17 protein-coding genes and 1 pseudogene are annotated in these 21848 nt (G+C 71.3%); 8 read left to right on the top strand and 10 right to left on the bottom strand.

What is annotated here, in order from left to right; genetic code table 11:
• The first annotated feature begins 32 nt into the window (after positions 1-32).
• Entirely contained in the window at positions 33-1232 is a 1200-nt protein-coding gene (locus ACIBCK_RS17090; protein ID WP_399391516.1) for a PucR family transcriptional regulator, read from the top strand.
• A gap of 556 nt (positions 1233-1788) precedes the next feature.
• On the opposite strand, the gene ACIBCK_RS17085 is transcribed toward ACIBCK_RS17090, so the two are convergent.
• Positions 1789-2940, bottom strand: coding sequence for a glycerate kinase (locus tag ACIBCK_RS17085; protein WP_399390957.1), 1152 nt, complete (start codon positions 2938-2940; stop codon positions 1789-1791).
• A 290-nt stretch (positions 2941-3230) separates the two neighbouring features.
• Here ACIBCK_RS17085 and ACIBCK_RS17080 point away from each other — a divergent pair, with 290 nt between their 5' ends.
• Positions 3231-4298, top strand: coding sequence for an ADP-ribosylglycohydrolase family protein (locus ACIBCK_RS17080; RefSeq protein WP_399390955.1), 1068 nt, complete (start codon positions 3231-3233; stop codon positions 4296-4298).
• Positions 4295-4786, top strand: a complete 492-nt coding sequence (locus tag ACIBCK_RS17075) for an NUDIX domain-containing protein (protein WP_399390953.1) — start codon at positions 4295-4297, stop codon at positions 4784-4786. The genes ACIBCK_RS17080 and ACIBCK_RS17075 overlap by 4 nt, the downstream gene beginning before the upstream one ends.
• 58 nt (positions 4787-4844) lie before the next feature.
• On the opposite strand, the gene ACIBCK_RS17070 is transcribed toward ACIBCK_RS17075, so the two are convergent.
• The 4 genes from ACIBCK_RS17070 to ACIBCK_RS17055 form a co-directional block, all read right to left on the bottom strand.
• Positions 4845-5384, bottom strand: a complete 540-nt coding sequence (locus ACIBCK_RS17070; protein ID WP_399390951.1) for a methylated-DNA--[protein]-cysteine S-methyltransferase — start codon at positions 5382-5384, stop codon at positions 4845-4847.
• 25 nt (positions 5385-5409) lie between these two features.
• A complete protein-coding gene (locus ACIBCK_RS17065; protein ID WP_399391514.1) occupies positions 5410-6876 on the bottom strand; it encodes an AlkA N-terminal domain-containing protein in 1467 nt (488 codons plus the stop codon).
• A 474-nt stretch (positions 6877-7350) separates the two neighbouring features.
• The gene (locus tag ACIBCK_RS17060; protein WP_399391512.1) at positions 7351-8760 is read right to left on the bottom strand and encodes a phytoene desaturase family protein; all 1410 of its coding nucleotides are present in this window, start codon (positions 8758-8760) and stop codon (positions 7351-7353) included.
• A 64-nt stretch (positions 8761-8824) separates the two neighbouring features.
• Positions 8825-9655, bottom strand: coding sequence for an inositol monophosphatase family protein (locus ACIBCK_RS17055; protein WP_399390950.1), 831 nt, complete (start codon positions 9653-9655; stop codon positions 8825-8827).
• Positions 9656-9912: 257 nt separating this feature from the next.
• Between ACIBCK_RS17055 and ACIBCK_RS17050 the strand changes: the two genes are divergently transcribed.
• Together ACIBCK_RS17050 and ACIBCK_RS17045 are read left to right on the top strand one after the other, a co-directional pair.
• Entirely contained in the window at positions 9913-11007 is a 1095-nt protein-coding gene (locus ACIBCK_RS17050) for a chemotaxis protein (protein ID WP_399390948.1), read from the top strand.
• Between the two features lie 80 nt (positions 11008-11087).
• Positions 11088-11762, top strand: a complete 675-nt coding sequence (locus tag ACIBCK_RS17045; RefSeq protein ID WP_399390947.1) for a hypothetical protein — start codon at positions 11088-11090, stop codon at positions 11760-11762.
• Positions 11763-11801: 39 nt separating this feature from the next.
• Here the strand turns inward: ACIBCK_RS17045 and ACIBCK_RS17040 are convergent, their stop codons facing one another.
• Positions 11802-13064, bottom strand: a complete 1263-nt coding sequence (locus ACIBCK_RS17040; RefSeq protein ID WP_399390946.1) for an arginine deiminase — start codon at positions 13062-13064, stop codon at positions 11802-11804.
• A 50-nt stretch (positions 13065-13114) separates the two neighbouring features.
• A pseudogene (locus ACIBCK_RS17035) lies at positions 13115-14571 on the bottom strand (basic amino acid/polyamine antiporter).
• 107 nt (positions 14572-14678) lie between these two features.
• On the opposite strand from ACIBCK_RS17035, the gene ACIBCK_RS17030 reads away from it, so the two are divergent.
• Entirely contained in the window at positions 14679-15734 is a 1056-nt protein-coding gene (locus ACIBCK_RS17030; protein WP_399390945.1) for a biotin/lipoate A/B protein ligase family protein, read from the top strand.
• A gap of 189 nt (positions 15735-15923) precedes the next feature.
• On the opposite strand, the gene ACIBCK_RS17025 is transcribed toward ACIBCK_RS17030, so the two are convergent.
• Together ACIBCK_RS17025 and ACIBCK_RS17020 are read right to left on the bottom strand one after the other, a co-directional pair.
• Complete coding sequence (locus tag ACIBCK_RS17025) at positions 15924-16637, bottom strand: response regulator (protein ID WP_399390943.1); 714 nt, start codon at positions 16635-16637, stop codon at positions 15924-15926.
• Positions 16634-17866 (bottom strand): sensor histidine kinase, encoded by a 1233-nt coding sequence (locus tag ACIBCK_RS17020; RefSeq protein ID WP_399391510.1) that lies wholly within the window; start codon positions 17864-17866, stop codon positions 16634-16636. The genes ACIBCK_RS17025 and ACIBCK_RS17020 overlap by 4 nt, the downstream gene beginning before the upstream one ends.
• A 265-nt stretch (positions 17867-18131) precedes the next feature.
• Here ACIBCK_RS17020 and ACIBCK_RS17015 point away from each other — a divergent pair, with 265 nt between their 5' ends.
• Together ACIBCK_RS17015 and ACIBCK_RS17010 are read left to right on the top strand one after the other, a co-directional pair.
• Entirely contained in the window at positions 18132-19169 is a 1038-nt protein-coding gene (locus ACIBCK_RS17015; RefSeq protein ID WP_399390942.1) for a carboxymuconolactone decarboxylase family protein, read from the top strand.
• Entirely contained in the window at positions 19166-20074 is a 909-nt protein-coding gene (locus ACIBCK_RS17010; RefSeq protein WP_399390941.1) for a class I SAM-dependent methyltransferase, read from the top strand. Before ACIBCK_RS17015 ends, ACIBCK_RS17010 begins: the two co-directional genes overlap by 4 nt.
• On the opposite strand, the gene ACIBCK_RS17005 is transcribed toward ACIBCK_RS17010, so the two are convergent.
• Positions 20071-21675 (bottom strand): NCS1 family nucleobase:cation symporter-1, encoded by a 1605-nt coding sequence (locus ACIBCK_RS17005; protein ID WP_399390940.1) that lies wholly within the window; start codon positions 21673-21675, stop codon positions 20071-20073. The two genes, ACIBCK_RS17010 and ACIBCK_RS17005, sit on opposite strands and share 4 nt — an antisense overlap.
• Positions 21676-21848: the final 173 nt, after the last annotated feature.

Here is a 21848-nt window from a genome sequence, read left to right as displayed (position 1 = left end):
AAGGCACGGCGGGCGGCGGCGACGGGGGCACCATGAGCGGGCGCAGGCCACGGACGGGACACGACTGGAAGGTGCTGGAGGAGGCGTGCGCGGCGCTGAAGCCGCGCATTCCCGAGCTGGTGGACGAACATCTGCGGCAGCTCTTCGAGCACTCGCCGGTGTACGCGCGGGTGCTGCCGTACGACCAGCAGTGGCGGGAGGCGGAGGACGCGATGCGGATCGGTATCGAGACGATCTCGGCGCCGCGCGCGTCGCCGCGCCGCGATCTGGAGTACGCGGAGGAGGCGGGCCGCCGCCGGGCCCAGCAGGGCATGCCGCTCGATCTGGTGGTCCACTCGTACCGCAACGCGGGCTACCTGGTCTGGGACTCGCTGCTGGAAGGCACCGTGGGGCAGGACCCGGAGAAGCTCGCGGTCCTGATGCGGTCGGCGACGATGGTGTGGTCGGCGGTGGACGCGCAGGCGGCGGCCGCGTCCGACGCCTACCGGGCGACGGAGATGGAGCTGCGGCGGCGCACCGACGAGCAGCTGCAGGCGCTGCTGGACGCGCTCCTGGAGGGCCAGTCGGCCCCCGGTCTCGCCTCACAGGTGGCGGCGGGGCTCGATCTGCCGGAGCGCGGGCCGTACGCGGTGGTGGTCCTGCGCGCCGAGCGGCGGGACGGGCGGGCCGCATTCCACCGGCAGATCCAGCGGGCCGGGTTCCGCTTCGTCTGGCGGATGCGGACGGACCGGGAGGTGGGGGTGGTGGCGCTGGGGGCGGACGAGGGCCTGGACGAGCTGGCCGCCGCGCTGGAGGGGCGGTGCCCCGGTCCGGGCGGCATCAGCCCCGTGGTGGCGGGACTCTCCGAACTGGGCCACGCGCGACGCCTCGCCGAATTGGCCCTGCGTACGTGCCCACCGGACGCGACCGGGATCGTACGGCTCGACCAGCGGATGCCGACGGCTCTGGTGGTGAGCCAGCCGGAGCTGGCGGGGCGCCTGGTATCGGACGTGTTCGGGGAGGTCCTGTCCCTGGAACCGGCGGACAGGGCGGTGCTACTCGAAACGCTTGACGCGTGGCTGCTGTGCGAGGGTTCGGCGGGGCGGGCCGCGGGGCGGCTGTATTGCCACCGCAACACGGTGTTCAACCGCCTCCGCCGCCTGGAACAACTGACGTCACGATCGCTGGCGCGCCCACGGGACCTGATGGAGATGACACTGGCCCTCGACGCGTACCGGCTGGCGCCGGGCTAGAGCACCCACCTAGCCCTCGGCAGCGGGGCCCCGCAAATCACCGGCTACACCGAGCTCGTCCTCAACCGCCGGACGGGCTGGACACCCCGGGCCCGCAAGGGGCGCGAGGAACGGCGCGCCAAGCCCCCACCAACCCAAGGCATACCAAGCCGACCTCAACCCCCCAAGGGGCGCGGGGAACTGCGCGACCAGCCCCCACCGACCCGGACGGACGACACCACGCTCAGCCCCATAAGGGGCGCGAGGAACGGCGCGCCAAGCCCCCACCAACCCGAGGCATACCAAGCCGACCTCAACCCCCCAAGGGGCGCGGGGAACTGCGCGACCAGCCCCCACCGACCCGGACGGACGACACCACGCTCAGGCCCCCGTAAGGGGCGCGGGGAACTGCGCAACCAGCCCCACCGGCCCGAGGTGTACCTATCCAGCGTGGCCCCCGCCAAGGGGCGCGAGGAACTGCGCGACCAGCCCCCACCACCCCGGACGGACGACATCACGCTCAGGCCCCGACAGGGGCGCGGAAGCCCCACCGGCCCGAGGTGAAACCCCGCCCCGCCTACCGCAGGAAATCGCGGGCGATCCCCTCCGCCACCGTCTCCAGAATCGGCCCCGCCTCAGCAATGCACCGCGCGACATCCGGCTCCACGTCAGTCAGCGCGTACGCCCGCCGGATCCCCGCCTTGCCCAGCGCCTCCGCCGGAAGGGCCAGACGGCCGCAGACCGCGACGACCTCCACGCCCGCCTCGCGAGCCGCCGAAGCGACCCCCGCGGGAGCCTTGCCGTGGAGGGTCTGCTCGTCCAGCGAACCCTCCCCGGTGATCACCAGCGACGCCCGCGCAAGCGCCGGCGCGAAGCCGAGGACGTCCAGCATGACCTCGATCCCGGGCCGGAAGCTCGCGCCGAGCCCGACCAGGGCCCCGTAGCCGATACCACCCGCCGCCCCGGCCCCGGGCGACTGCTCGTACTCCAGAGCGGAGGAGCCCACCGACTCGGAGAGCACCCGCGCGAAGTGCGCGAGCGCCGAGTCCAGCTCGGCGACGTCCTCCGGGCTCGCCCCCTTCTGCGGCCCGTACACCGCGGGAGCACCCTTCGGTCCCGTCAGCGGATTGTCCACGTCACTGGCCAGGACCAGGTCGACCGAGGCGAAGCGCTTGTCGAGCCCGGAGAGATCCGCCGTGGCCAGCGAGGCCAGCGGGCCACCGCCCGGCGCCACCGGCGCCCCTGCCGCGTCCAGGAAGACCGCGCCGAGCGCGGCCAGCATCCCGGCCCCGCCATCCGTCGTCGCACTGCCCCCAACTCCGAAGACGATGGTCCGCGCGCCCGCGTCCAGCGCGGCGCGCAGCAGCTCCCCGGAGCCGTACGTCGTGGACGTGAGCGGCGCGAAGACGCCCTCGGGCAGCAGCTGGAGGCCGGACGCCTCCGCCATCTCCACCACGGCGGTCCCGTCCCGCAGCGCGAACGCCGCGGTGACCTCGTCGCCGAGCGGCCCCGTCACCCGCACCTCACGGCGCTCGAAACCGGCCGCGACCGCCGCGGCGACCGTGCCGTCGCCGCCGTCGGCCACCGGCAGGGCCTCCACCTCCACGTGCGGGGCGACACGGCGGAGCCCGGCCGTCACCCGCTCCGCGACCTGCACGGCCGTGAGTGAGCCCTTGAACTTGTCCGCGGCGATGAGCACATGCCCCGCCGTCCCAGCAGCGTCCGCCACCTTGCATCCCCTTGCTTTCCGGGCCTTGCTCGCGTCAAGGCAGTCGCGCCGCTGCGACCATAACCGGAGGAGGGGTCGCCTGCCCATGGCCGCCCGCATTTCGGAGGGCTCCATTCCGCCCTCAAATCAGCGTAAAGCAGTACAAAACAGTACAGCTCGATCGCAGAAATGATCGATCAGCGACTTCGTCCGGGCCGCCCCGGACGGAAACCGGACAAACGTCTCCCGCTCCGCGCCGAACCCGTCACGTGGACCGCGCACAACCGCCCCGGATTCGGTACACCGGACACATGACCCCAGCGCATACGGAACTCGCCGACCGCGTCCTCGGCGGCTGGCTCGGGCGGATCGCGGGCAACATGCTCGGCAAACCCATCGAGCGGGGCGACTACTGGACGCGTGAGCGCATCGAGCGTTATCTGCGGCAGGCCGACGCGCTGCCGCTCACCGACTACCTGCCCGAACCCCCTTCCTGGGTCGAGGAGTTCCAGCTGCGGCCCGAGTGGCAGCAGTGCGTACGCGGCAGGGTGCACGGCAGCTGCCGTGACGACGACGTCGACTACGCGATCCTCGGCCTGCACCTCCTGGAGACGCACGGGTTCACGTTCAGCACCGAACAGGTCGGTGAGCTGTGGCTCCTTCGCCTGCCCTACCTGCAGACCTTCACCGCGGAACGCGCCGCGTACCGGAACCTCGCGAACGGGCTCAAGCCGCCGCTCACCGCGACGTACGAGAACGCCTGCCAGGAGTGGATCGGCGCCCTCATCCGCGCCGACATCTTCGGCTGGACGAACCCCGGCGCGCCGCGCCGCGCGGCCTCCCTCGCCCGCCGTGACGCCGTGCTCTCGCACACCGGCAACGGCGTCTACGCGGCGATGTGGGCGGCGGCGCTCATCGCCGCCGCCTTCACGTCCGCGAGCCCGCGCGCCGCTCTCGACGTGGCGTTCGGCGTGATCCCGTCGAGCTGCCGGCTCGCCCGTACGGTGCGCCGGGTCGTCACGCTCCACGAGGCCGGACTCAGCTGGGAGGAGACGCTGGCCACCGCGGAGTCGGAGACCTCCGGGCTCGGCTGGATCCACGCGGTGCCGAACTCGGCCGTCCTGACCGCCGGACTCCTCTACGGCGACGGCGACTTCACCCGGACCATCGCCCTGACAGTGCGCGGCGGCCTCGACACCGACTCGAACGGCGCGACCGCCGGGTCCTTCGCGGGGGTGCTGTGCGGCGCCAAGGCGATCCCCGCGCAGTGGCGCGACCCTCTCGACGACCGGGTGCGCAGCGCGGTGTTCGGCTTCGACGGGGCACGGATCAGCGAACTCGCGGCACGGACCGTGGAGCTGTCTACGCTGGGCACGTGACCATTCAGGACTACGCCACATACATCGCCGGCCTCCCCCGCGTCATCGCCGGGGCCACCGCGCTCTTCCGGGACTCCGAGGGGCGGTTGCTGCTCGTCGAGCCCAACTACCGCGAGGGATGGGCCCTGCCCGGCGGCACCATCGAGTCGGACGAGGGCGAGACGCCCCGGCAGGGGGCACGCCGCGAGACCGCCGAGGAGATCGGTCTGGACGTCGTGCTGGGGGCGCTGCTCGCGGTGGACTGGGTGCAGGGCACGGCCCGGCCTCCGCTGGTCGCCTACCTCTACGACGGCGGGGTGCTCGGCGACGAGCAGCTGAAGTCGATCAGGCTTCAGGAGGAGGAGCTGATCTCCTGGCGCCTGGTGGCCCGCGAGGACCTTCCGCGGTTCCTGCCCCACGAGTTGGGGCTGCGGGTGCGGGCCGGGCTCGATGCGCTCGACGCGGGGACGGGTCCGGTAGAGCTGGAGAACGGGCTGCGGGTCGGTTGAGCGGCCGGTACGGGTCGGTTGAGCGGCCCGTCCCGTCAGATGGTCCCGGCGTTCACGTTCAGAAGAGGGCGTCCTCACGCCCCGGTGCCGCCTCCTCGCTCGCTGGTGCCCCGCCCTCGAAGGCCAGCAGGCGCTGCTTGCGGTCGAGCCCGCCGCCGTAGCCGGTCAGGGAGCCGCCCGCGCCGATCACCCGGTGGCAGGGGACGATGACCCCGATCGGGTTCTTGCCGTTGGCCAGGCCGACCGCGCGTGAGGCGTTGGGCTTGCCCAGCACGGCCGCGAGCTCGCCGTACGTACGGGTCTCGCCGTACGGGATGAGCTGAAGCTGCTGCCAGACGGTGCGCTGGAACGGCGTGCCGTCGAGGCGCATCGGCAGGTCGAACTGCGTCAACTCGCCCGCGAAGTACGCCTCCAGCTGGTCGATCGTCTCGCCGAACGGGCTCGCGTCGCGGTTGCCGAAGGTCTCTTCGGGTGGGCGGTGGCGCTGCTCTGTCATGTAGAGACCGCTGAGGACGCCCTCGGTGGCGACGAGGGTCAGGGGGCCGTAGGGACTGTCGATGAGGGTGTGTCGGCGGTGGCGGTGGCGCTGGCTGTGCATGGGACTTGTCCTCTCGGGCCGGCGCTCAAGCCGGGATGGCGTTGATGGGGTGGCTGTCGGTGGCCCACAGGTACTGGACCGCGTACGCGCGCCAGGGGCGCCAGGCCGCGGCCCGAGCGGTGAGCGCCGCCGGGGTGTGCGGCAGGCCGAGTTCCTGCGCCGCGCGGCGGATCCCGAGGTCGGTGGGCAGGAAGGCATCGGGGTCGCCGAGTGCCCGCATGGCGATGACCTCGACCGTCCAGGGGCCGAAGCCGGGCAGTTCGGTGAGCCGGGCGCGCGCCTCGTCCCAGCCGCTCTCCACGCCGAGCCGGAGTGATCCGTCGGCGAGATGGCGTACGAGCGTGGTCAGCGTGGCCCGGCGGCTGCGCGGCAGCGCGAGTGCCTCGGGGTCGAGCGCCGCGAGGGCTTCCGGCGCCGGGAACAGATGGGTGAGGCCGCCCTCGGGGTCGTCGATCGGCTCGCCGTGCGCGGTGACCAGACGGGCGGCGTGGGTACGGGCGGCGGCCGTGGAGACCTGCTGGCCAAGTACCGCGCGTACGGCGAACTCCGCCTCGTCGACCGTGCGCGGCACGCGGCGCCCCGGTGCCTTGGCCACCAGGGGTGCGAGCAGCGGGTCGGCGCTGAGCCTGCCGTCCACCGCGACGGGGTCCGCGTCCAGGTCGAGCATGCGGCGGCAGCGGCTGATGGCGTTGGTGAGGTCGCGCATGTCGGTGAGGCTGAGTCGGCAGGCGATGTGGTCCGGGGTGGGGGTGAGGGCGACGACTCCGTGGCCGTAGGGAAGGCGGAGAGTGCGGCGGTACGCACCGTCGCGCCACTCCTCGACGCCGGGTACGGCGGTGGCGATGAGGTGGCCGAAGAGGTTGTCGGGGTTGAGCGGGGCGCGGAAGGGGAGGCGCAGCGAGAGGGCGCCGGATGCCTGTGCGGTGCCCTGGGGAGCGCGGGCCCGCAGTTCGCCGGGGGCGAGGGCGAAGACTTCGCGGACGGTGTCGTTGAAGGTGCGGATCGAGGAGAAGCCCGCGGCGAAGGCGATGTCCGCCATGGGCAGGGGGGTCGTCTCGATGAGGAGGCGGGCGGTCTGGGCGCGTTGCGCCCTGGCCAGGGCGAGGGGGCCCGCGCCGAGTTCCGCGAGGAGCTGGCGTTCCACTTGGCGGGTGCTGTAGCCGAGGCGGGTGGCGAGGCCTGGGACGCCGTCCCGGTCGACGACTCCGTCCGCGATGAGGCGCATCGCGCGGGCCACGAGGTCGGCGCGCTGATTCCACTCGGGGGACCCCGGGCTGCTGTCGGGCCGGCACCGCTTGCAGGCCCGGAACCCCTCCTGCTGACAGGCTGCCGCGCTCGGGTAGAAGCTCATGTTCTCGGGCTTCGGGGGGACGACGGGGCAACTGGGGCGGCAGTAGATCCGGGTGGTCAGCACCGCGGTGTAGAACCATCCGTCGAACCGCGCATCCTTCGACTGCACGGCTCGGACGCAGCGCTCGGCGTCGGTGTGCATTGAGGGGGGTGGGGTGGTGCTGGTGGTCGCGGTTGTGGTCGCCATGCGTCAAGGATCGGGGATCGGGGGTGGGGGTGGCTGGCGAGAATTCGACATGGACGTCCGACGTAGGTGCCGGTCCGTCTGTGGGTGCGGGGCCGCGCCGGTATGTCCGTCCTCGCTATCGTCCGGTGGCCGACTTGCTACTTCGGCGAGGGAGCGCCGCGAACCGTGCTCCGGGCAGACATACCGACACGTCCCCTCCCGAGCGCTGCCGACTGCGGCTGTTCGTTGGCCGCTGCGGGGCAATCGGGCGGGTGGGCGGGAAAGCTCGTTCGTCCAAGATCGGATGCGGGGCAATCGGGCGGGCGGGAAAGCTTGTTCGGTCAGGGGCGGATGCGGGGTGACGGGCGGGTGGGTGGGAGAGGCCCGTTCGCCCACAGTCGGATGCGGAGGGCCCCGGAAAACGCCCCCCGCGGCCGCCCCAAAGGCCCCTCACGCCACGCGAAGCCGCCGCCACACCGCCTTCGCCGCGTTGTGCCCCGACATACCGTGCACCCCGGGCCCCGGCGGCGTCGCGGACGAGCAGATGAAGACCGCCGGGTGCGCGGTCCCGTACGGGAAGAGGGAGATCTTGGGGCGGAGCAGCAGTTGGAGGCCGCTGGCCGCGCCGCAGGCGATGTCACCGCCGACGTAGTTGGCGTTACGGGCGGCGAGCGCGGCAGGACCCGCGGTGGCACGGGCGAGGACGCGGTCACGGAAACCGGGCGCGAAGCGCTCCAGCTGGCGCTCGATCGCGTCGGTCAGGTCGCCGTCCCAGCCGTTCGGCACATGACCGTACGCCCAGAAGACCTGCTTGCCCGCGGGCGCGCGGGACGGGTCGACGAGGCTGGGCTGCACGGTGATCAGGAACGGCGCGTCGGGCGCACGGTTCTCCCGTGACGCGGCGCGCAACGCGGCGCCGATCTCCGCGCTGCTGCCCCCCACCTGCACGGTGCCGGCCGACCGCGCCTCCTCCGCCGTCCACGGGACGGGCCCGTCGAGGGCGTAGTCGACCTTGAAGACGCTCGCGCCGTAGCGATAGCGCTCGTAGCTGCGCCCGAGGCCCGCGATCCGGGCGAGTGCGGTGGGCGAGGTGTCGAAGACGTACGCGCGCGCCGGCGGCAGGTCGTCGAGCCGCTTGACCTCGTAGTCCGTGTGGACCGCGCCGCCGAGGTCCTTCAGATACGCGGTGAGCGCGTCCGAGATCGACTGGGAGCCGCCCCGGGCGACCGGCCAGCCACGGGCGTGCGCGGCCAGCGCGAAGACCATGCCGACGGCGCCGGTGGCGATCCCGCCCAGCGGCGCGATGACGTGGGCGACGAGCCCGGAGAACAGGGCGCGGGCCCGGTCCTCGCCGAAGCGCCGCATCAGCCAGGTGGACGGCGGAAGACCCGCGAGGCCGAAGCGCGCGAGGGTCACGGGGTCGCGCGGCAGCGCGGTCGACGGCAACGCCATGAAGTCCCGCAGGAGGTCGTCCCACTTGCTGACGAAGGGGTCGACAAGCCGCCGGTACGCCCCCGCGTCGCGCGGCCCGAACGAGGCGGCGGTCTCCGCGACGGAGCGGGAGAGCACCGCGGCGCTGCCGTCCGAGAAGGGGTGCGCCATGGGCAGCCGCGGCTGGAGCCACTCGAGGCCGTAGCGGTCGAGGGGCATGGTGCGGAACACGGGCGAGTTGATGCCCAGGGGGTGCGCGGCGGAACAGGGGTCGTGCCGGAACCCGGGAAGCGTCAGCTCCTCGGTCCTCGCCCCGCCGCCCACGGTGTCCCTGGCCTCGAACACGGCCACCGAGAGGCCGCGGCGGGCCAGCTCGACGGCAGCGGTCAGACCGTTCGGTCCCGCCCCCACGATGACGGCGTCAAGCATCGACGGCACCTTCGGACTCCTTTGTCAGCCGATGGCCTTCGCCGCCCAGGATAGGCCCCGCGGATCAGAGCGCGGCCGACAGCAGCTCCACCACCCTGTCGACCGTGGCGGCGTCCCGGCCGGCCGTGAACGGCAGCGCGTTGCCGCCCTCGATCCGGAAGGGCTCACCGGCGACGGTCAGATTGCTGCCGCCGGCCTCGGCCACGAGCAGCAGACCCGCGGCGTGGTCCCAGGCGAGCTCCCAGGAGAAGGCGACCGCGTCCAACTCCCCCTTGGCGATGGCGAGATACTCGAGCCCCGCCGAACCGCACGGCCGCGGCGCGACACCCTGCACGCGCAGGCCGAGCAGCGCCTGCTTCTGCTCGGGCGTGGTGAAGTCCGGGTGCGAGGTCGCCACCTCCAGGACCTCTCCCGGCGAACCGGCCACCAGCCGCTCTCCGTCGAGCCATGCGCCCTTGCCGCGCACGGCGACCGCCATCTCGTCGAGCGCCGGGGCGTAGGTCCAGGAGGCGAGCACCTCGCCGCGCCATGCCAGGGCGATCAGCATGCAGAACCCCGGGTCGCCGTGCACGAACTGGCGTGTGCCGTCGACGGGGTCGACGATCCACACCGCCGCGTCGGTGCGTATCGCCTCGTATATGGAGGGGTCCGCGTGCACCGCTTCTTCTCCCACGACCACGGAGCCCGGGAGCAGCGTGGTGAGCGCGGCCGTCAGCTGCTCCTCGGCGAGGCGGTCGGCCACCGTCACGAGGTCGTGCGGCCCGCTCTTCTGGACGACATCGTCCTCGGCGAGCTGTCGGAACCGCGGCATGACCTCGGCCGCGGCGGCCTTGCGGAGGGCTTCTTCGACGTCGGGAACGCCACGTACAAGAAAGTCTTCGATCGCTTCGATCATGCATCCATGAGAGCACGCCGGACTGACAATCCGTACGGCCCAGGGGAACGGCTCATGGATTCGAGATGAATCCCACGTGACCTGACCCCTGGCCCCGTCCCAGCGGCCTCACCTGCACGAACAGCCCCTCGGGCAACCCGGTGGGCCACCTCTCGCGCGCCCCCTCGGGCAGTCCCTCGGGGAAGTGCCGTGACCCCGTAACGGACATATGGTGCATTCAATGGTGTAAAACCCGCAGGTGTCGAAAGGGTCACTCCATGCACCCCTCCCTCAACCCGGCCACACTGGCCGGGCTGCGCCGGCCCCGCCCCTATCCCGCCGTCTCGGTCCTGCTGCCGACGCACCGCAGGGAGCCGGACAACGCGCAGGATCCCGTGCGGCTGCGCAATCTCGTCGCCGAGGCCAAGGAGCACCTGAAATCGGACCCGGCGGTGGCCAGGGAGCAGCGGATCGAGGTGGCCGCGCAGCTCGACCGGGCGGTGGCGGAGATCGACCTCGTGCACGCCGAGGACGGGCTCGCCGTCTTCGCCGCTCCCGGGGAGCACCAGGTGTGGTCGCTCGGCAGGACGGTGCCGTCCCGCGTGGTGTTCTCGGACACGTTCCTGACGCGCAACGTCGTCGCGGCCCAGGCAGCCGAGCGCCCGTACTGGGTCCTCGCCCTCTCCGCCGACCGCGTCTCGCTGTGGAGCGGCACCCCGGAGCGCGTCGTCGAGCACACGGCGGACGGCTTCCCGCTGACCCGCAGCCTCGACGACCCCGACGCCGAGCGCCAGGAGCGGATCGGCGACCTGCCGAGCACCTTCCGCGACGAGCACACCCGCAAGTTCCTGCGCGACGCGGACCACGCCGCGGCCCGCGTGCTCCACTCCCATCCGCGCCCCCTGTTCGTGGCCGGGGAGGCCCACGCACTCTCCCTCATCGACGACGTCGGCACGGTCGCCAAGGAGGCCACGCGGGTACCGCACGGCGGCCTCGCGCACGGCCCCGCGGACGCGGTGTGGCAGGCGGCGCGCCCCTTCCTCGCGACCCGGGAGAAGGACGAGATCGAGTCCGTCGTACGTGAGTTGGAGCTGGCGCAGGGGCGGCGCCACTACGCCGCCGGGCTCGACGAGGTCTGGCAGAACGTGACGACGGACCGGGTCCGTCTCCTCGTCGTGGAGGACAGCTACCAAGCGACCGTGCGCGACGAGGGTGGGCATCTCGTCCCGGCGGACGGCGACGATCTCGACGCGGTGGACGACGTCGTGGACGACATCGTGGAGCGGGCCCTGGACACCGGCGCGCAGGTCCGCTTCGTACCCGAAGGCACGCTCGCCGACCGGGGCCGGATCGCCTGCGCGCTGCGGTACTGACACCCCCGTACGCACAGGCAGCGAACACCGGCAGCGAGCACAAGCAACGAGCACAGGCAGCAGGGAAAGGACCGCACCGAATGAACCCCATGCCGCTCAGCGGCAAGCGGCGCCGCAGAAACCACGGACGCCGCGGACACCGCGGACCCGGAATGTCCGCCGCCCTCACCCTCGCCGCCACGGTGACGGCCGCAGCAGCCCTCGTCTCGTGCGGCTCCGACAGCGACGAGCCCTCCTCCGAGAGCAGCAGGACGGTCAGCGAGCGGCCGACCGCTCCCGACTCGTCGTCCTTCTCGGAGAAGACCGCGTCACCGCTCAAGTCGCAGGCCTCGGAGGCCGCCGAGTCCGCCCGCGCGTCGGCCTCCGAGGCGGAGGCATCCGCCTCGGAGCGCGCGGACGAGTTCGAGGCGTCCGTCTCCGCCGACACGGAACGCGCCAATCAGGCGGCCGAGTCCGCCCTGAAGGATGTCGACGGGCGCGGCAACGCGATGTCCGACGTCTCCATGACGGGCAAGCCGCGCTCCGAGACCGGCGGTGTGCTCGCCTCCGTGGTGACCTTCACCAACAGGACGGCCAAGACGGCGGACTTCGCCGTACAGGTCGACTTCGTCGACGCCTCTGGCAAGGTCGCGGAGACCCGCTACGTAGGCACGCAGAACCTCGAACCGGGCAAGCGGGCCCAGCGCTACGCCATCAGCCACGAGCCCCCGGAGCCGAAGCTCTCCGCGAAGCTGGTCAAGGCTCAGCGGTACTGAACCCCCGTACCGGCGAGGCCGCTTCAGAAGTCAGCCGCCTCAGAACTCCACGGCGTCGCGGACGAGCGGGCACGTCATGCAGTGCCCGCCGCCGCGACCGCGCCCGAGTTCGGCGCCGACGATGGTGATGACCTCGACCCCCGCCTTGCGCAGCAGCGTGTTGGTCTGGGTGTTGCGGTCGTAGGTGAAGACCACGCCCGGCTCCAGGGCGACGGCGTTGTTGCCGCTGTCCCACTGCTGGCGCTCGGAGGCGTAGACGTCCCCGCCGGTCTCGATGACGCGTAGCTCGGGCAGGCCGAGCGACTTGGCGACCACGTCGACGAACGCGCGCGAGCCCTCGTCCGTGATGTCGACCCCCGCGGCCTTGTCGCTGGGGCGCAGCGTGAACGAGTGCACGTCGTCCATGATCTTCGGGTAGAGCGTGACGATGTCGCGGTCGGCGAAGGTGAAGACGGTGTCGAGGTGCATCGCGGACCGCAGCTTGGGCATGCCCGCGACGATGACCTGCTCGGCCGCGCCGTTCTGGAACAGCGCGGAGGCGACCTGCGTGATGGCTTGGCGCGAGGTCCGCTCGCTCATGCCCATCAGGACGACGCCGTTGCCGACCGGCATGATGTCACCCCCCTCGAACGTCGCCTGGCCCCAGTCCAGTTCGGGATCGCCCCACCACACTGTGGCGCCGGTGAAGTCGGGGTGGAAGCGGTAGATCGCCTTCATCAGGAGCGTCTCGTCGTGCCGGGCGGGCCAGTACAGCGGGTTGAGCGTGACGCCTCCGTAGAGCCAGCACGTCGTGTCGCGGGTGTAGAGGGTGTTCGGCAGGGGCGGCATCAGATACTCGCTCACGCCGGTGGACTCGCGCACCAGCGCGAGATATCCGGAGCGGAACTCGTCGGGGAGATCCGCGGTGGCCAGGCCTCCGATGAGGTACTCGGTGAGCTGTCGGGGCTCCAGCGTCTCCAGGAAGGCGCGCGTGCCGTCGATGAGCCCGGGGCCGACCTCGTTCGCGGTGATCTTCCGGTCGAGGAGCCAGGTCCTCGCCTCGGGGAGCGCCATGGTCCGGGCGAGCAGGTCGTGCAGTTCGACGACCTCGACGCCGCGCTGCTGCAGCTTGATGACGAAGTCGGCGTGGTCGCGCTGGGCGTTCTCCACCCACATGACGTCGTCGAAGAGCAGGTCACCGGAGTTGGTGGGGGTCAGCCTGCGGTGCGCGAGACCGGGCGCGCAGACCAGTACCTTGCGCAGCCTGCCGACCTCGGAGTGGACACCGAACGTCGGTGCGGCGGGGGTGTCGTGGCTGGTCAAGCTGGTCACGGTGCGCCTTTCGGTCGGTGGCAACAGAGGTCGGGAGCCGGTCAGAGTTCGATCCAGCCCACCGCGAGGGCGATCACGCCCACGACGGCGCCCGCGATCGAGACGGCGCAGATGACGGCCTCGCGGGGGAGAACACGCGCCGGTTCTGTTCCCGCCGGGCCTTGATGAACAGGAGCGTCGCGGGGGCGTAGAGGATGAAGGAGACCAGGACGAACTTGAGCCCGGCCGCATACAGCAGGAACGCCGTGTAGAGCGTGGCGATCACCGCGATCACCAGTTCCTTACTGGTGCTGTGCCCGGCGACGTCCTCACTCCCGTGCCCGAGGCCGACCCTGACGGCGAAACCGGCCGCGAGCAGGAACGGGATCAAACTCAGCGCGCTGGTCAGGTCTAGCGCGAAGTTGAACGCGTCGTCGGAGAACATCGTGACGACCAGGACCACCTGACTCAGCGCGGTGGTCATCAGGAGCGCGGGGACCGGCACGTCCTCGGAGGTGGCCTTCCGCAGGAAGCGGGGCATGTCGTCGTCCTTCGCGGCGACGAAGAGCACTTCCGCGGCCATCAGCGTCCAGGCGAGGTAGGCGCCGAGCACGGAGATGATGAGTCCGACGCTGACGAAGACCTTGCCCCAGGTGCCGACGGCCTCCTCCAGGACGCCCGCCATGGACGGCTGGCGCAGCTCGGCGATCTCCGCCATCGGCATGATTCCGTACGACACGATGGTGACGGAGGCGAAGACGGCGAAGACGCTGAGGAAGCCCAGGATCGTGGCCCGGCCGACGTCCTCGCGGCGCTTGGCGTGCCGGGAGTAGACGCTCGCGCCCTCGACGCCGAGGAAGACGAAGACGGTGGCCAGCATGGTGCCGCGCACCTGGTTGAAGAGCGATCCCGCGTAGTCGGCGCCGCCGAAGTTGTCCGCGAACACGGACGGCTCGAAGAAGAAGAGCGCCAGGATCACGAAGACGAGGATCGGGACGATCTTGGCGACGGTGACGATCCGGTTGATCGCCGCCGCTTCCTTGACCCCACGTCGGATCAGCAGGAAGAACGCCCACAGGCCGACCGAGGACAGGACGACGGCGAGCAGGGTGTCGCCGTCGCCGAGGGCCGGCCAGATGGCGCCGACGGTCGACATGATGAGCACCCAGTAGGTGACGTTGCCGACGCACGCGCTGGCCCAGTACCCGAACGCGGAGAAGAAGCCGAGGTACTCGCCGAACCCCGCCTTGGCGTAGGCGTAGACACCGGCGTCGAGGTCCGGCCTGCGCACGGCGAGGGCCTGGAAGACGAACGCGAGCATCAGCATGCCCGTACCGGCGATGGCCCAGGCGATCAGCGCGCCCGCGACTCCGGTCTCCTGGGCGAACCGCCTGGGCAGCGAGAAGACCCCGGCGCCGACCATCGACCCGACGACCATCATCGTCAGCGTCGCGAGGGTCAGCTTGACGGCCGGTGACGCGCCCTCGGTGGCTCGATCGCTCGTCTCGGCGTGGCTCATGGATTCCTCGTCGACTGCGGGAATCTATCCCTGGTGGGTCGAGTTGTCCTGTTATGAAATCGCAGGCTGACGGTGTTCGCGATTCAGGCAGGCCCGGAGGAAGCACAGTGCACGGTGAGTACAAGGTCCCCGGCGGCAAGCTCGTCGTGGTGGACCTGGAGGTCGAGGACGGGGCGCTGCGGCACGTGCGCGTGGCGGGGGACTTCTTCCTGGAACCCGACGAGGCGTTCGACGCCCTCAGCCACGCCCTGGAGGGCGCCCCCGCCGACACCGACGCGACGGGCCTCGCCGCCCGCATCGACGCGGCGCTCCCCGAGGGCACGGTGATGTACGGGCTCACGTCGGAGGGCGTGGGCGTCGCGGTGCGCCGTGCCCTCGCGCATGCCACCGACTGGACCGACTACGACTGGCAGCTCATCCACGAAGCCCCGCAGTCCCCCGCCCTGCTGATGGCACTGGACGAGGTGCTCACCGAGGAGGTCGCCGCCGGGCGCCGCCCGCCGACGCTGCGGGTGTGGGAGTGGGCGTCCCCGGCCATCGTCATCGGCAGCTTCCAGTCGCTGCGCAACGAAGTGGACCCGGCGGGCACCGAGCGGCACGGCGTCGAGGTGGTGCGCCGGATCAGCGGCGGGGGCGCCATGTTCTGCGAGCCGGGCAACACCATCACGTACTCGCTCTCGGTCCCCGACTCCCTCGTGCAGGGCCTGTCCTTCGCCGACAGCTACGCCTATCTGGACGACTGGGTGCTCGAAGCCCTCGGCGACATGGGCATCAAGGCGTGGTACCAACCGCTCAACGACATCGCCACCGACGCGGGCAAGGTGGCGGGCGCCGCACAGAAGCGCCTCGCGGGCGGGGACGGCGCCGTGCTGCACCACGTGATGATGTCGTACGACATCGACGCGGAGAAGATGGTCGAGGTGCTCCGCATCGGCCGCGAGAAGCTCTCGGACAAGGGCACGAGGAGCGCGAAGAAGCGCGTGGACCCGCTGCGCCGCCAGACGGGGCTCCCGCGCGAGGCCGTGATCGAGCGGATGCTCGACTCCTTCCGCACGCGGTACGGCCTGACTCCGGGCAAGGCCACGGACGAGGAGATGGCCAGGGCGCGCGAACTCGCCCGGACGAAGTTCAGCTCACCGGAGTGGACGGCGCGCGTGCCGTAGGCCTGGACGGGCCGGCGTCGTCCATCGGGCTCCGCTCCCAGGCGGTCGTGCCGATGTGGCCGCGGTGTTGTCCGAGATCCCGCATCCGGAGGCGAGCAGCACCACGGCCGCGAGGACCGGCGACGTGCCTGATCGGAACGGCTCTGGACGGTATGACGCTGAACGGGATGACTCTCAAAGGCAGGACGGTCACGCGGAGATCATGCCGTGGCCAGAGGTTCCTCCTTTCTGTTCCTCACGAGCTGCGCCGCGGGCTGCGACGAGCCCCGACTCATAGGCGAAGACGACCAACTGGGCGCGATCACGCGCCCCGAGCTTCGTCATGGCCCGACTCACATGCGTCTTCGCCGTGAACGGGCTGATCACCATGTGCGTGGCGATCTCCTCGTTCGTCAGACCGCGCGCGGCCAGCGCGGTGACCTCACGCTCCCGGCGGGTGAGGTTCTCCAGGCCCGGCGCGGTGGCCCGGTCCGGCGGCCGCGACACGAACTCCCCGATCAGCCTGCTGGTCACGGAGGGGGAGAGCAGGGAGTCCCCGCGCGCGACGATCTCGATGCCGTGCAGCAGGTCGGCGGGCTCCGTGTCCTTGAGCAGAAACCCGCTGGCCCCGGCACGCAGGGCGTCGAAAACGTACTCGTCGAGGCCGTAATTGGTGAGGATCACGACCCGCACGCTGCTGAGGCGCGGGTCGGCGGCAATCCGGCGCGTCGCCTCGATCCCGGTCATCACCGGCATCTGTACATCTATGAGTGCCACATCCGGCACGCACTCCCGCACGAGAGCGACCCCGCGCTCCCCGTCGGCGGCCTCCCCCACCACCTCGATGCCGTCCTCGGCTTCGAGCAGCGCACGGAACCCGGCCCGCATCAACGCCTGGTCGTCGATGAGCACCACCCGGATCATCCGCCCTCCCCCGACCGTCCGCGCCCGGCGTCAGCGGCCACCCTGGCCTCCCCCGGCACGCCCTCCTTCCCGGCAGGCTCCCCCACTTCTCCCGCCGGCGACTCCGATTCCAACCCCACGTACTCAAGCGGCAGTTCAGCCCGCACCAGGAAGCCCCCCTCGACCCTCGGCCCCGCCCGTAACGCCCCGCCCAGGGAAGCGACCCGCTCGCGCATCCCCGTGAGCCCGATCCCTTCCACTGGCGGCCGCCCCGCATCGGCCACCCCGTCGTCCTCCACCCGCACCCCCAACACCCGCTCCCCGTATTCGAGTTCGACCGCCACCTTGGCGCAGCCACCTGCATGCCGCGCCGCGTTGGTGAGGCCTTCCTGCACGATCCGGTACGCGGCCCGCTCCAGGTCACCGGCCAGGGTCCGCTCCCGGCCCCGCACCGTCAGCTCCACCGCGAGTCCGGCCGCCCGCGCGCGTTCGACGAGCAACGCCGGGCTTCCCGTGGGCTCGTCGGTGCGCAACACGGTGAGTGTGGAGCGGAGTTCACGCATCGCCTCACCGCTCGCCTCCTGGATGGCGAGCAGCGCGGGCGGTATGTCCTCGCCCCGCTTGCGGGCGAGGTGGACGGCCACGCCCGCCTGGAGCTTGACGATCGAGATGCTGTGGGTCAGCGAGTCGTGCAGTTCCCGCGCGATCCGCAGCCGCTCCTCGCCCGCCCTGCGCAGTGCCGCCTCCTCGCGGGTCCGCTCGGCCTCCAGGGCCCGCTGCTCGGTCTGGCGCAGATACGCCTGCCAGTTCTTGTCGGCGAGGCCCGTGACGAGGGCGCAGAGGAACCAGCCGGCCAACAGCAGCGTCCACTGCACGATGTCGTCCGACGCTTCTCCCGCCACCGCGAAACCCACGAGGAACACCCCGGCGGCCATGGCAGCGTGACCGCGGTGGGCGGCGCGTGCGGCCGTGTGCACGGCCGCGACGACCGGGATCGCCGCGACACTGCTCGCGCCCCCGTACAACACCTCACCGAGCAGGCATGCCGTGGTGACGGCGAGCACCGCGCGTGGCGCTCTCCGATGCCCGGCGAGGGCCAGCGAACCGGCTCCTATGAGGGCGTAGTCGACGAAGCCCGCTCCCCCGCCTCCCAGGCCGGCCGCGACCCCGACGATCACGCCCACCACCACCGCGAGCACCGCGTCACCGACCCACACCTGCTGCACGCGGCCCCGCACACGCTCACGCACGTTCACCTGACCCACCGCCGTCCCCGCCCGGTCCGCCCTCATCTCCGCCCCCGCACCCCTACGCCCTCGCATCTCCCGCCGCGGCGCATCCCCCGCCGTGTTCAGAACCATAGACGCCGCCACCGACAACCGAGTCACCCCAGCAGACCGATCTCGCACTACTCCCCGTGGAGTAGTCGCGCAGCCGCACTTTCCCGGTGACGTAGCCCCAACTGCCTCCCGCGGTACGACGACCCGAGGCACCCGGCGCAGCAACCATCGGGCCATGGCAACTTTCCGATACACCGATCCCGTTCACGCGAAGTCGGCGACCGGCAGGACCGCCGACGCCTACGCGCAGATGGCCGACGACTTCGGCATCGCGGAGCCGGCGCCGCTCGTCACCCTCAGCCCTGCGCCCGAACTGTTCACCGCAACCTGGGCCTTGCTCCGCGAGGCCCTGCTGGTCGGCGGCGACGACGCCTTCGGCAGCGGCGGCACCACCCGAACCGACCGCGAACTGGTCGCCGTCGGCGTCTCGCTCGCCAACCGCTGCCCGTTCTGCGTGAACGCGCACACGATGATGCTGCACGCCACCGGTGACCACCGCGTCGCCGAGCGGGTACTGCGCGGCGAGCAGCCCGAGGATCCTGCGCAGGCGAGGCTGCTCGCCTGGGGCAAGGCCACCCGGGCAGTGCGGGCGCCGGAGCTGGTCTCGCCACCGTTCCCGCGCGCCCATGCCCCGGCCCACATAGGCACCGCACTCACGTTCCATTTCATCAACCGCGTCGCGTCGTCGCTGATCACCGAGGCCATACTGCCGTGCAACGCGCAGCGCTTCCGGGCGGTGCGCTCGATCGGCGGCCGCACCCTCCAGAAGACGGTGCGCCGCTCCTTCACCCCCGGTGATTCGCTGTCCCTGCTCGATGACCCGCAGCCTGGCCCTTCCTGGGCCGGCGGCACGCCCATCGGCCCGGCCTACGCCGCGCTGCGCGACGCGGCGACGATGGGGGCGGGCTTGCTGGACGGGGCCGACCTGGCCCTCGTGCGGACGGAGGTGGCCGCGTGGGACGGTGCGCATCCGCCACCGGCCTGGGAGGCCCTGCCCGACCGTGCGTCCCGCCCGGGGGCACGGCTCGCCCTGCTCGCCGCGCTCGCTCCGTACCGCATCACCGACGAGGACGTGGCGGCATGGAAGAAGCCACCTTTCAGTGACCACTGCCTCGTGCACCTGATCGCGTTCGGCGCCTTCACGGCGGTCGACCGCATCGAGAGCGTCCTCGCGGCGCAGTACTCCACCCACCACGCGAAGGAGCCGTCATGACCGCAGAGACGAAACCAGTAGAGGCGAAGGCGACCCCCGACTCCCAACCAACCCCCAACTCCCGTCAGGCCAAGGCCTGGAACGGCCCCGTGGGCACCCACTGGGCCACTCACCACGACCGGTACGACACGATGCTCTCCGGCGTGAATGACGCCCTCTTCGAAACCGCAGCCATCGGCGCCGGTGACCATGTCCTGGACATCGGCTGCGGGGCGGGCGCCACCACCCGCATCGCGGCCCGCCGCGCCGCACACGGACATGCGGTAGGGGTCGACATCTCGGCACCGCTCCTCGACCGCGCCCGTGCGAACACAGCGTCCGACGGCATCACGAACGCGGCTTACGAACAGGGCGACGCCCAGACCCACCCTTTCCTCGCGGCAGGGTATGACGTAGCGATCAGCCGCGGAGGGGTGATGTTCTTCGCCGATCACACCGCCGCGTTCACGAACATCGCTCACGCGCTGCGGCCCGGCGGGCGGCTGGTGTTCGTCTGTCCGCAACCCCTCGACCGGGGCATGGAGGAGTCCCGCACGCTCGGCCTCTTCGCCAAGCTCCTCGCGGAGGAGGAGGGCCCCGAGCAGAGCCCGGAGCACGGATCACCCGAGGCCGCGGCCGACGCCGTCGCGGCACGCACCGCCATGGCGTCGCTCTCGGAGCCGGCCGGCCTCCGCGAGGTGCTCACCGCCTACGAGGACGTGACCGTGACTCCCATTCCGGTGGAGACAGTGTGGGGCCAAACTCCCTCGGACGCCGTCGAGTTCATCTTGTCGCGCACCCCGGGCCGGGTGGTCACCGCGGCGACACGGGCTTCCCTGGAGAAGGCCTTCCGGCCGCACGCGACCGAGTACGGCGTACGGATGCGGGCGGGAGTATGGCTGGTGACAGCGGTACGTCCGGCTTAGGGCCGTCCCGGTCGGCCTCCGCCGGAGCCCTCGGAGCCCCCGAAACCCCCGGGGTCCCCGGATCCCGAGCGTCTCCCCACCGCCATCAGCCCCACGTAGACGACAAGCGCCGATGCCAGGCCGATCGCCCAACCGTAGTCCGCGAGTGGCTTCAGCGCGGGGACCAGCCCGCCCTCAGGAAAGGGTCCCTTCCCCGGCGCCGAATGCGAGCCGCCCACGGCGAGCACACCGCCGACCGCGAAGGCCGCGACGGCCCGCAGATTCCACCCGCCCGTGTACCAGTAGCGCCCTTCGGGGCGGTACAGATCAGCGAGGTCGAGGACTGTCCGACGCACGACCCAGTAGTCGGCGATCAGGATTCCCGCGACCGTGCCGAGCAGTCCGCCCACGACACCGAGCCAGACGAAGATGTAGAGCTCAGGCGTCTCGATCAGCTTCCAGGGAAAGATGACCACACCCACGACACCGGTGATCAGTGCGCCCGTACGGAAGTTGATGAACTTCGGGGCGAGGTTCGCGAGGTCGTACGCGGGTGAGACCACGTTGGCCGCGATGTTCACGGAGACGGTGGCGACCAGAACGGTCACCAGTGCGTAGAGGAGTCCGAAGACGTTGTCGGCCTTGGCTGCCAGGTCGACGGGCTCCCAGATCGGCTCCCCGTACACCGCTTGTGAACCGGAGGTGACCAGGACGGACATGAGGGCGAACGCGGTCATGGTGGTCGGCAGCCCGAGCGTCTGCCCCCACACCTGCGCCCGCTGCCCCTTCCCGAACCGGGTGAAGTCAGGGATGTTCAGAGAGAGGGTGGACCAGAAGCCGATCATGCCCATCAGGGCGGGGAAGAACACCGGCCAGAAGTCGCCGCCCCAGCCCAGCGTGGACGGCTGATCGAGTAGCGGGCCGAAGCCACCCGCCTTGTCGGCGATCCATACGAGCAGCACCACGGCGCCGACGAGCACGAAGGGAGCGGCCCAGTTCTCGAAGCGCCGCAAGGCCTCCATTCCCCGGTAGATGATGGCCAGTTGGAGGACCCAGAACAACACGAAGCAGAGCCACAGCGGCCACGGGTAGCCTCCGATCCGGGACTCGTCGCTCCACGCCCCGTCGAAGACCTTGTTGAGCAGGACGTAGATTCCCTGGCCGCCGATCCAGGTCTGGATGCCGAACCAGCCGCATGCCACGGCCGCCCTGATCAATGCGGGCAGGTTCGCGCCGCGCAGCCCGAAGGAGGCGCGGGCCAGGACGGGGAACGGGATGCCGTACTTCGGGCCGGCGTGTCCTGTCAGAAGCATCGGCAGCAGCACGATCACATTGGCCGCCGCGATGGTGAAGACGGCCTGGCGCCAGTCCATGCCGAGCGCGACCAGACCCGAAGCGAGCGTCCAGGAGGGAATGTTGTGAGCCATACCGACCCACAGGGCGGCGAAGTTGTAGGTGCTCCAGTGGCGTTCGGCGAGGGGGATGGGCTTGAGATCGTCGTTGGCGAAGCGGCTGTGCTCCGGATAGGCGCCGGGGCGCAGTTCGACGCGGCCGTCGTCGGCGACGGTCTGAGATATGGCGCCGGGTTCAGCGGCTGGCCCCGTGGGGACGCTGCCGGTCACGAGGCGGGCAGATGGGTCTGCGGCGCACGTCCGAAATCCATGCCCAAGCTCCTTACGCGGGTCAACTCAAGTCAACTCAGGTCAGGTACTGGTGTCGGTGCTGGGTATCGGCAGGTCCTTGAGACCCTCCAGATCCGGCCTCTACGCCAGTTTCCCCGAGCGGCGGCGCCGAC

The sequence above is a fragment of the Streptomyces sp. NPDC051218 genome (assembly GCF_044455475.1).
GTDB lineage: Bacteria > Actinomycetota > Actinomycetes > Streptomycetales > Streptomycetaceae > Streptomyces.
This window is presented reverse-complemented; position numbering and strand designations above follow the sequence as displayed.

Excerpts from the sequence above, each read along its gene's own strand:
- ACIBCK_RS17090 (WP_399391516.1), top strand. The coding sequence starts at position 33 with ATGAGCGGGCGCAGGCCACGGACGGGACACGACTGGAAGGTGCTGGAG.
- ACIBCK_RS17080 (WP_399390955.1), top strand. The coding sequence starts at position 3,231 with ATGACCCCAGCGCATACGGAACTCGCCGACCGCGTCCTCGGCGGCTGG.
- ACIBCK_RS17070 (WP_399390951.1), bottom strand. The coding sequence starts at position 5,384 with ATGCACAGCCAGCGCCACCGCCACCGCCGACACACCCTCATCGACAGT.
- ACIBCK_RS17065 (WP_399391514.1), bottom strand. The coding sequence starts at position 6,876 with ATGCACACCGACGCCGAGCGCTGCGTCCGAGCCGTGCAGTCGAAGGAT.
- ACIBCK_RS17060 (WP_399391512.1), bottom strand. The coding sequence starts at position 8,760 with ATGCTTGACGCCGTCATCGTGGGGGCGGGACCGAACGGTCTGACCGCT.
- ACIBCK_RS17055 (WP_399390950.1), bottom strand. The coding sequence starts at position 9,655 with ATGATCGAAGCGATCGAAGACTTTCTTGTACGTGGCGTTCCCGACGTC.
- ACIBCK_RS17050 (WP_399390948.1), top strand. The coding sequence starts at position 9,913 with ATGCACCCCTCCCTCAACCCGGCCACACTGGCCGGGCTGCGCCGGCCC.
- ACIBCK_RS17045 (WP_399390947.1), top strand. The coding sequence starts at position 11,088 with ATGAACCCCATGCCGCTCAGCGGCAAGCGGCGCCGCAGAAACCACGGA.
- ACIBCK_RS17025 (WP_399390943.1), bottom strand. The coding sequence starts at position 16,637 with ATGATCCGGGTGGTGCTCATCGACGACCAGGCGTTGATGCGGGCCGGG.
- ACIBCK_RS17015 (WP_399390942.1), top strand. The coding sequence starts at position 18,132 with ATGGCAACTTTCCGATACACCGATCCCGTTCACGCGAAGTCGGCGACC.
- ACIBCK_RS17010 (WP_399390941.1), top strand. The coding sequence starts at position 19,166 with ATGACCGCAGAGACGAAACCAGTAGAGGCGAAGGCGACCCCCGACTCC.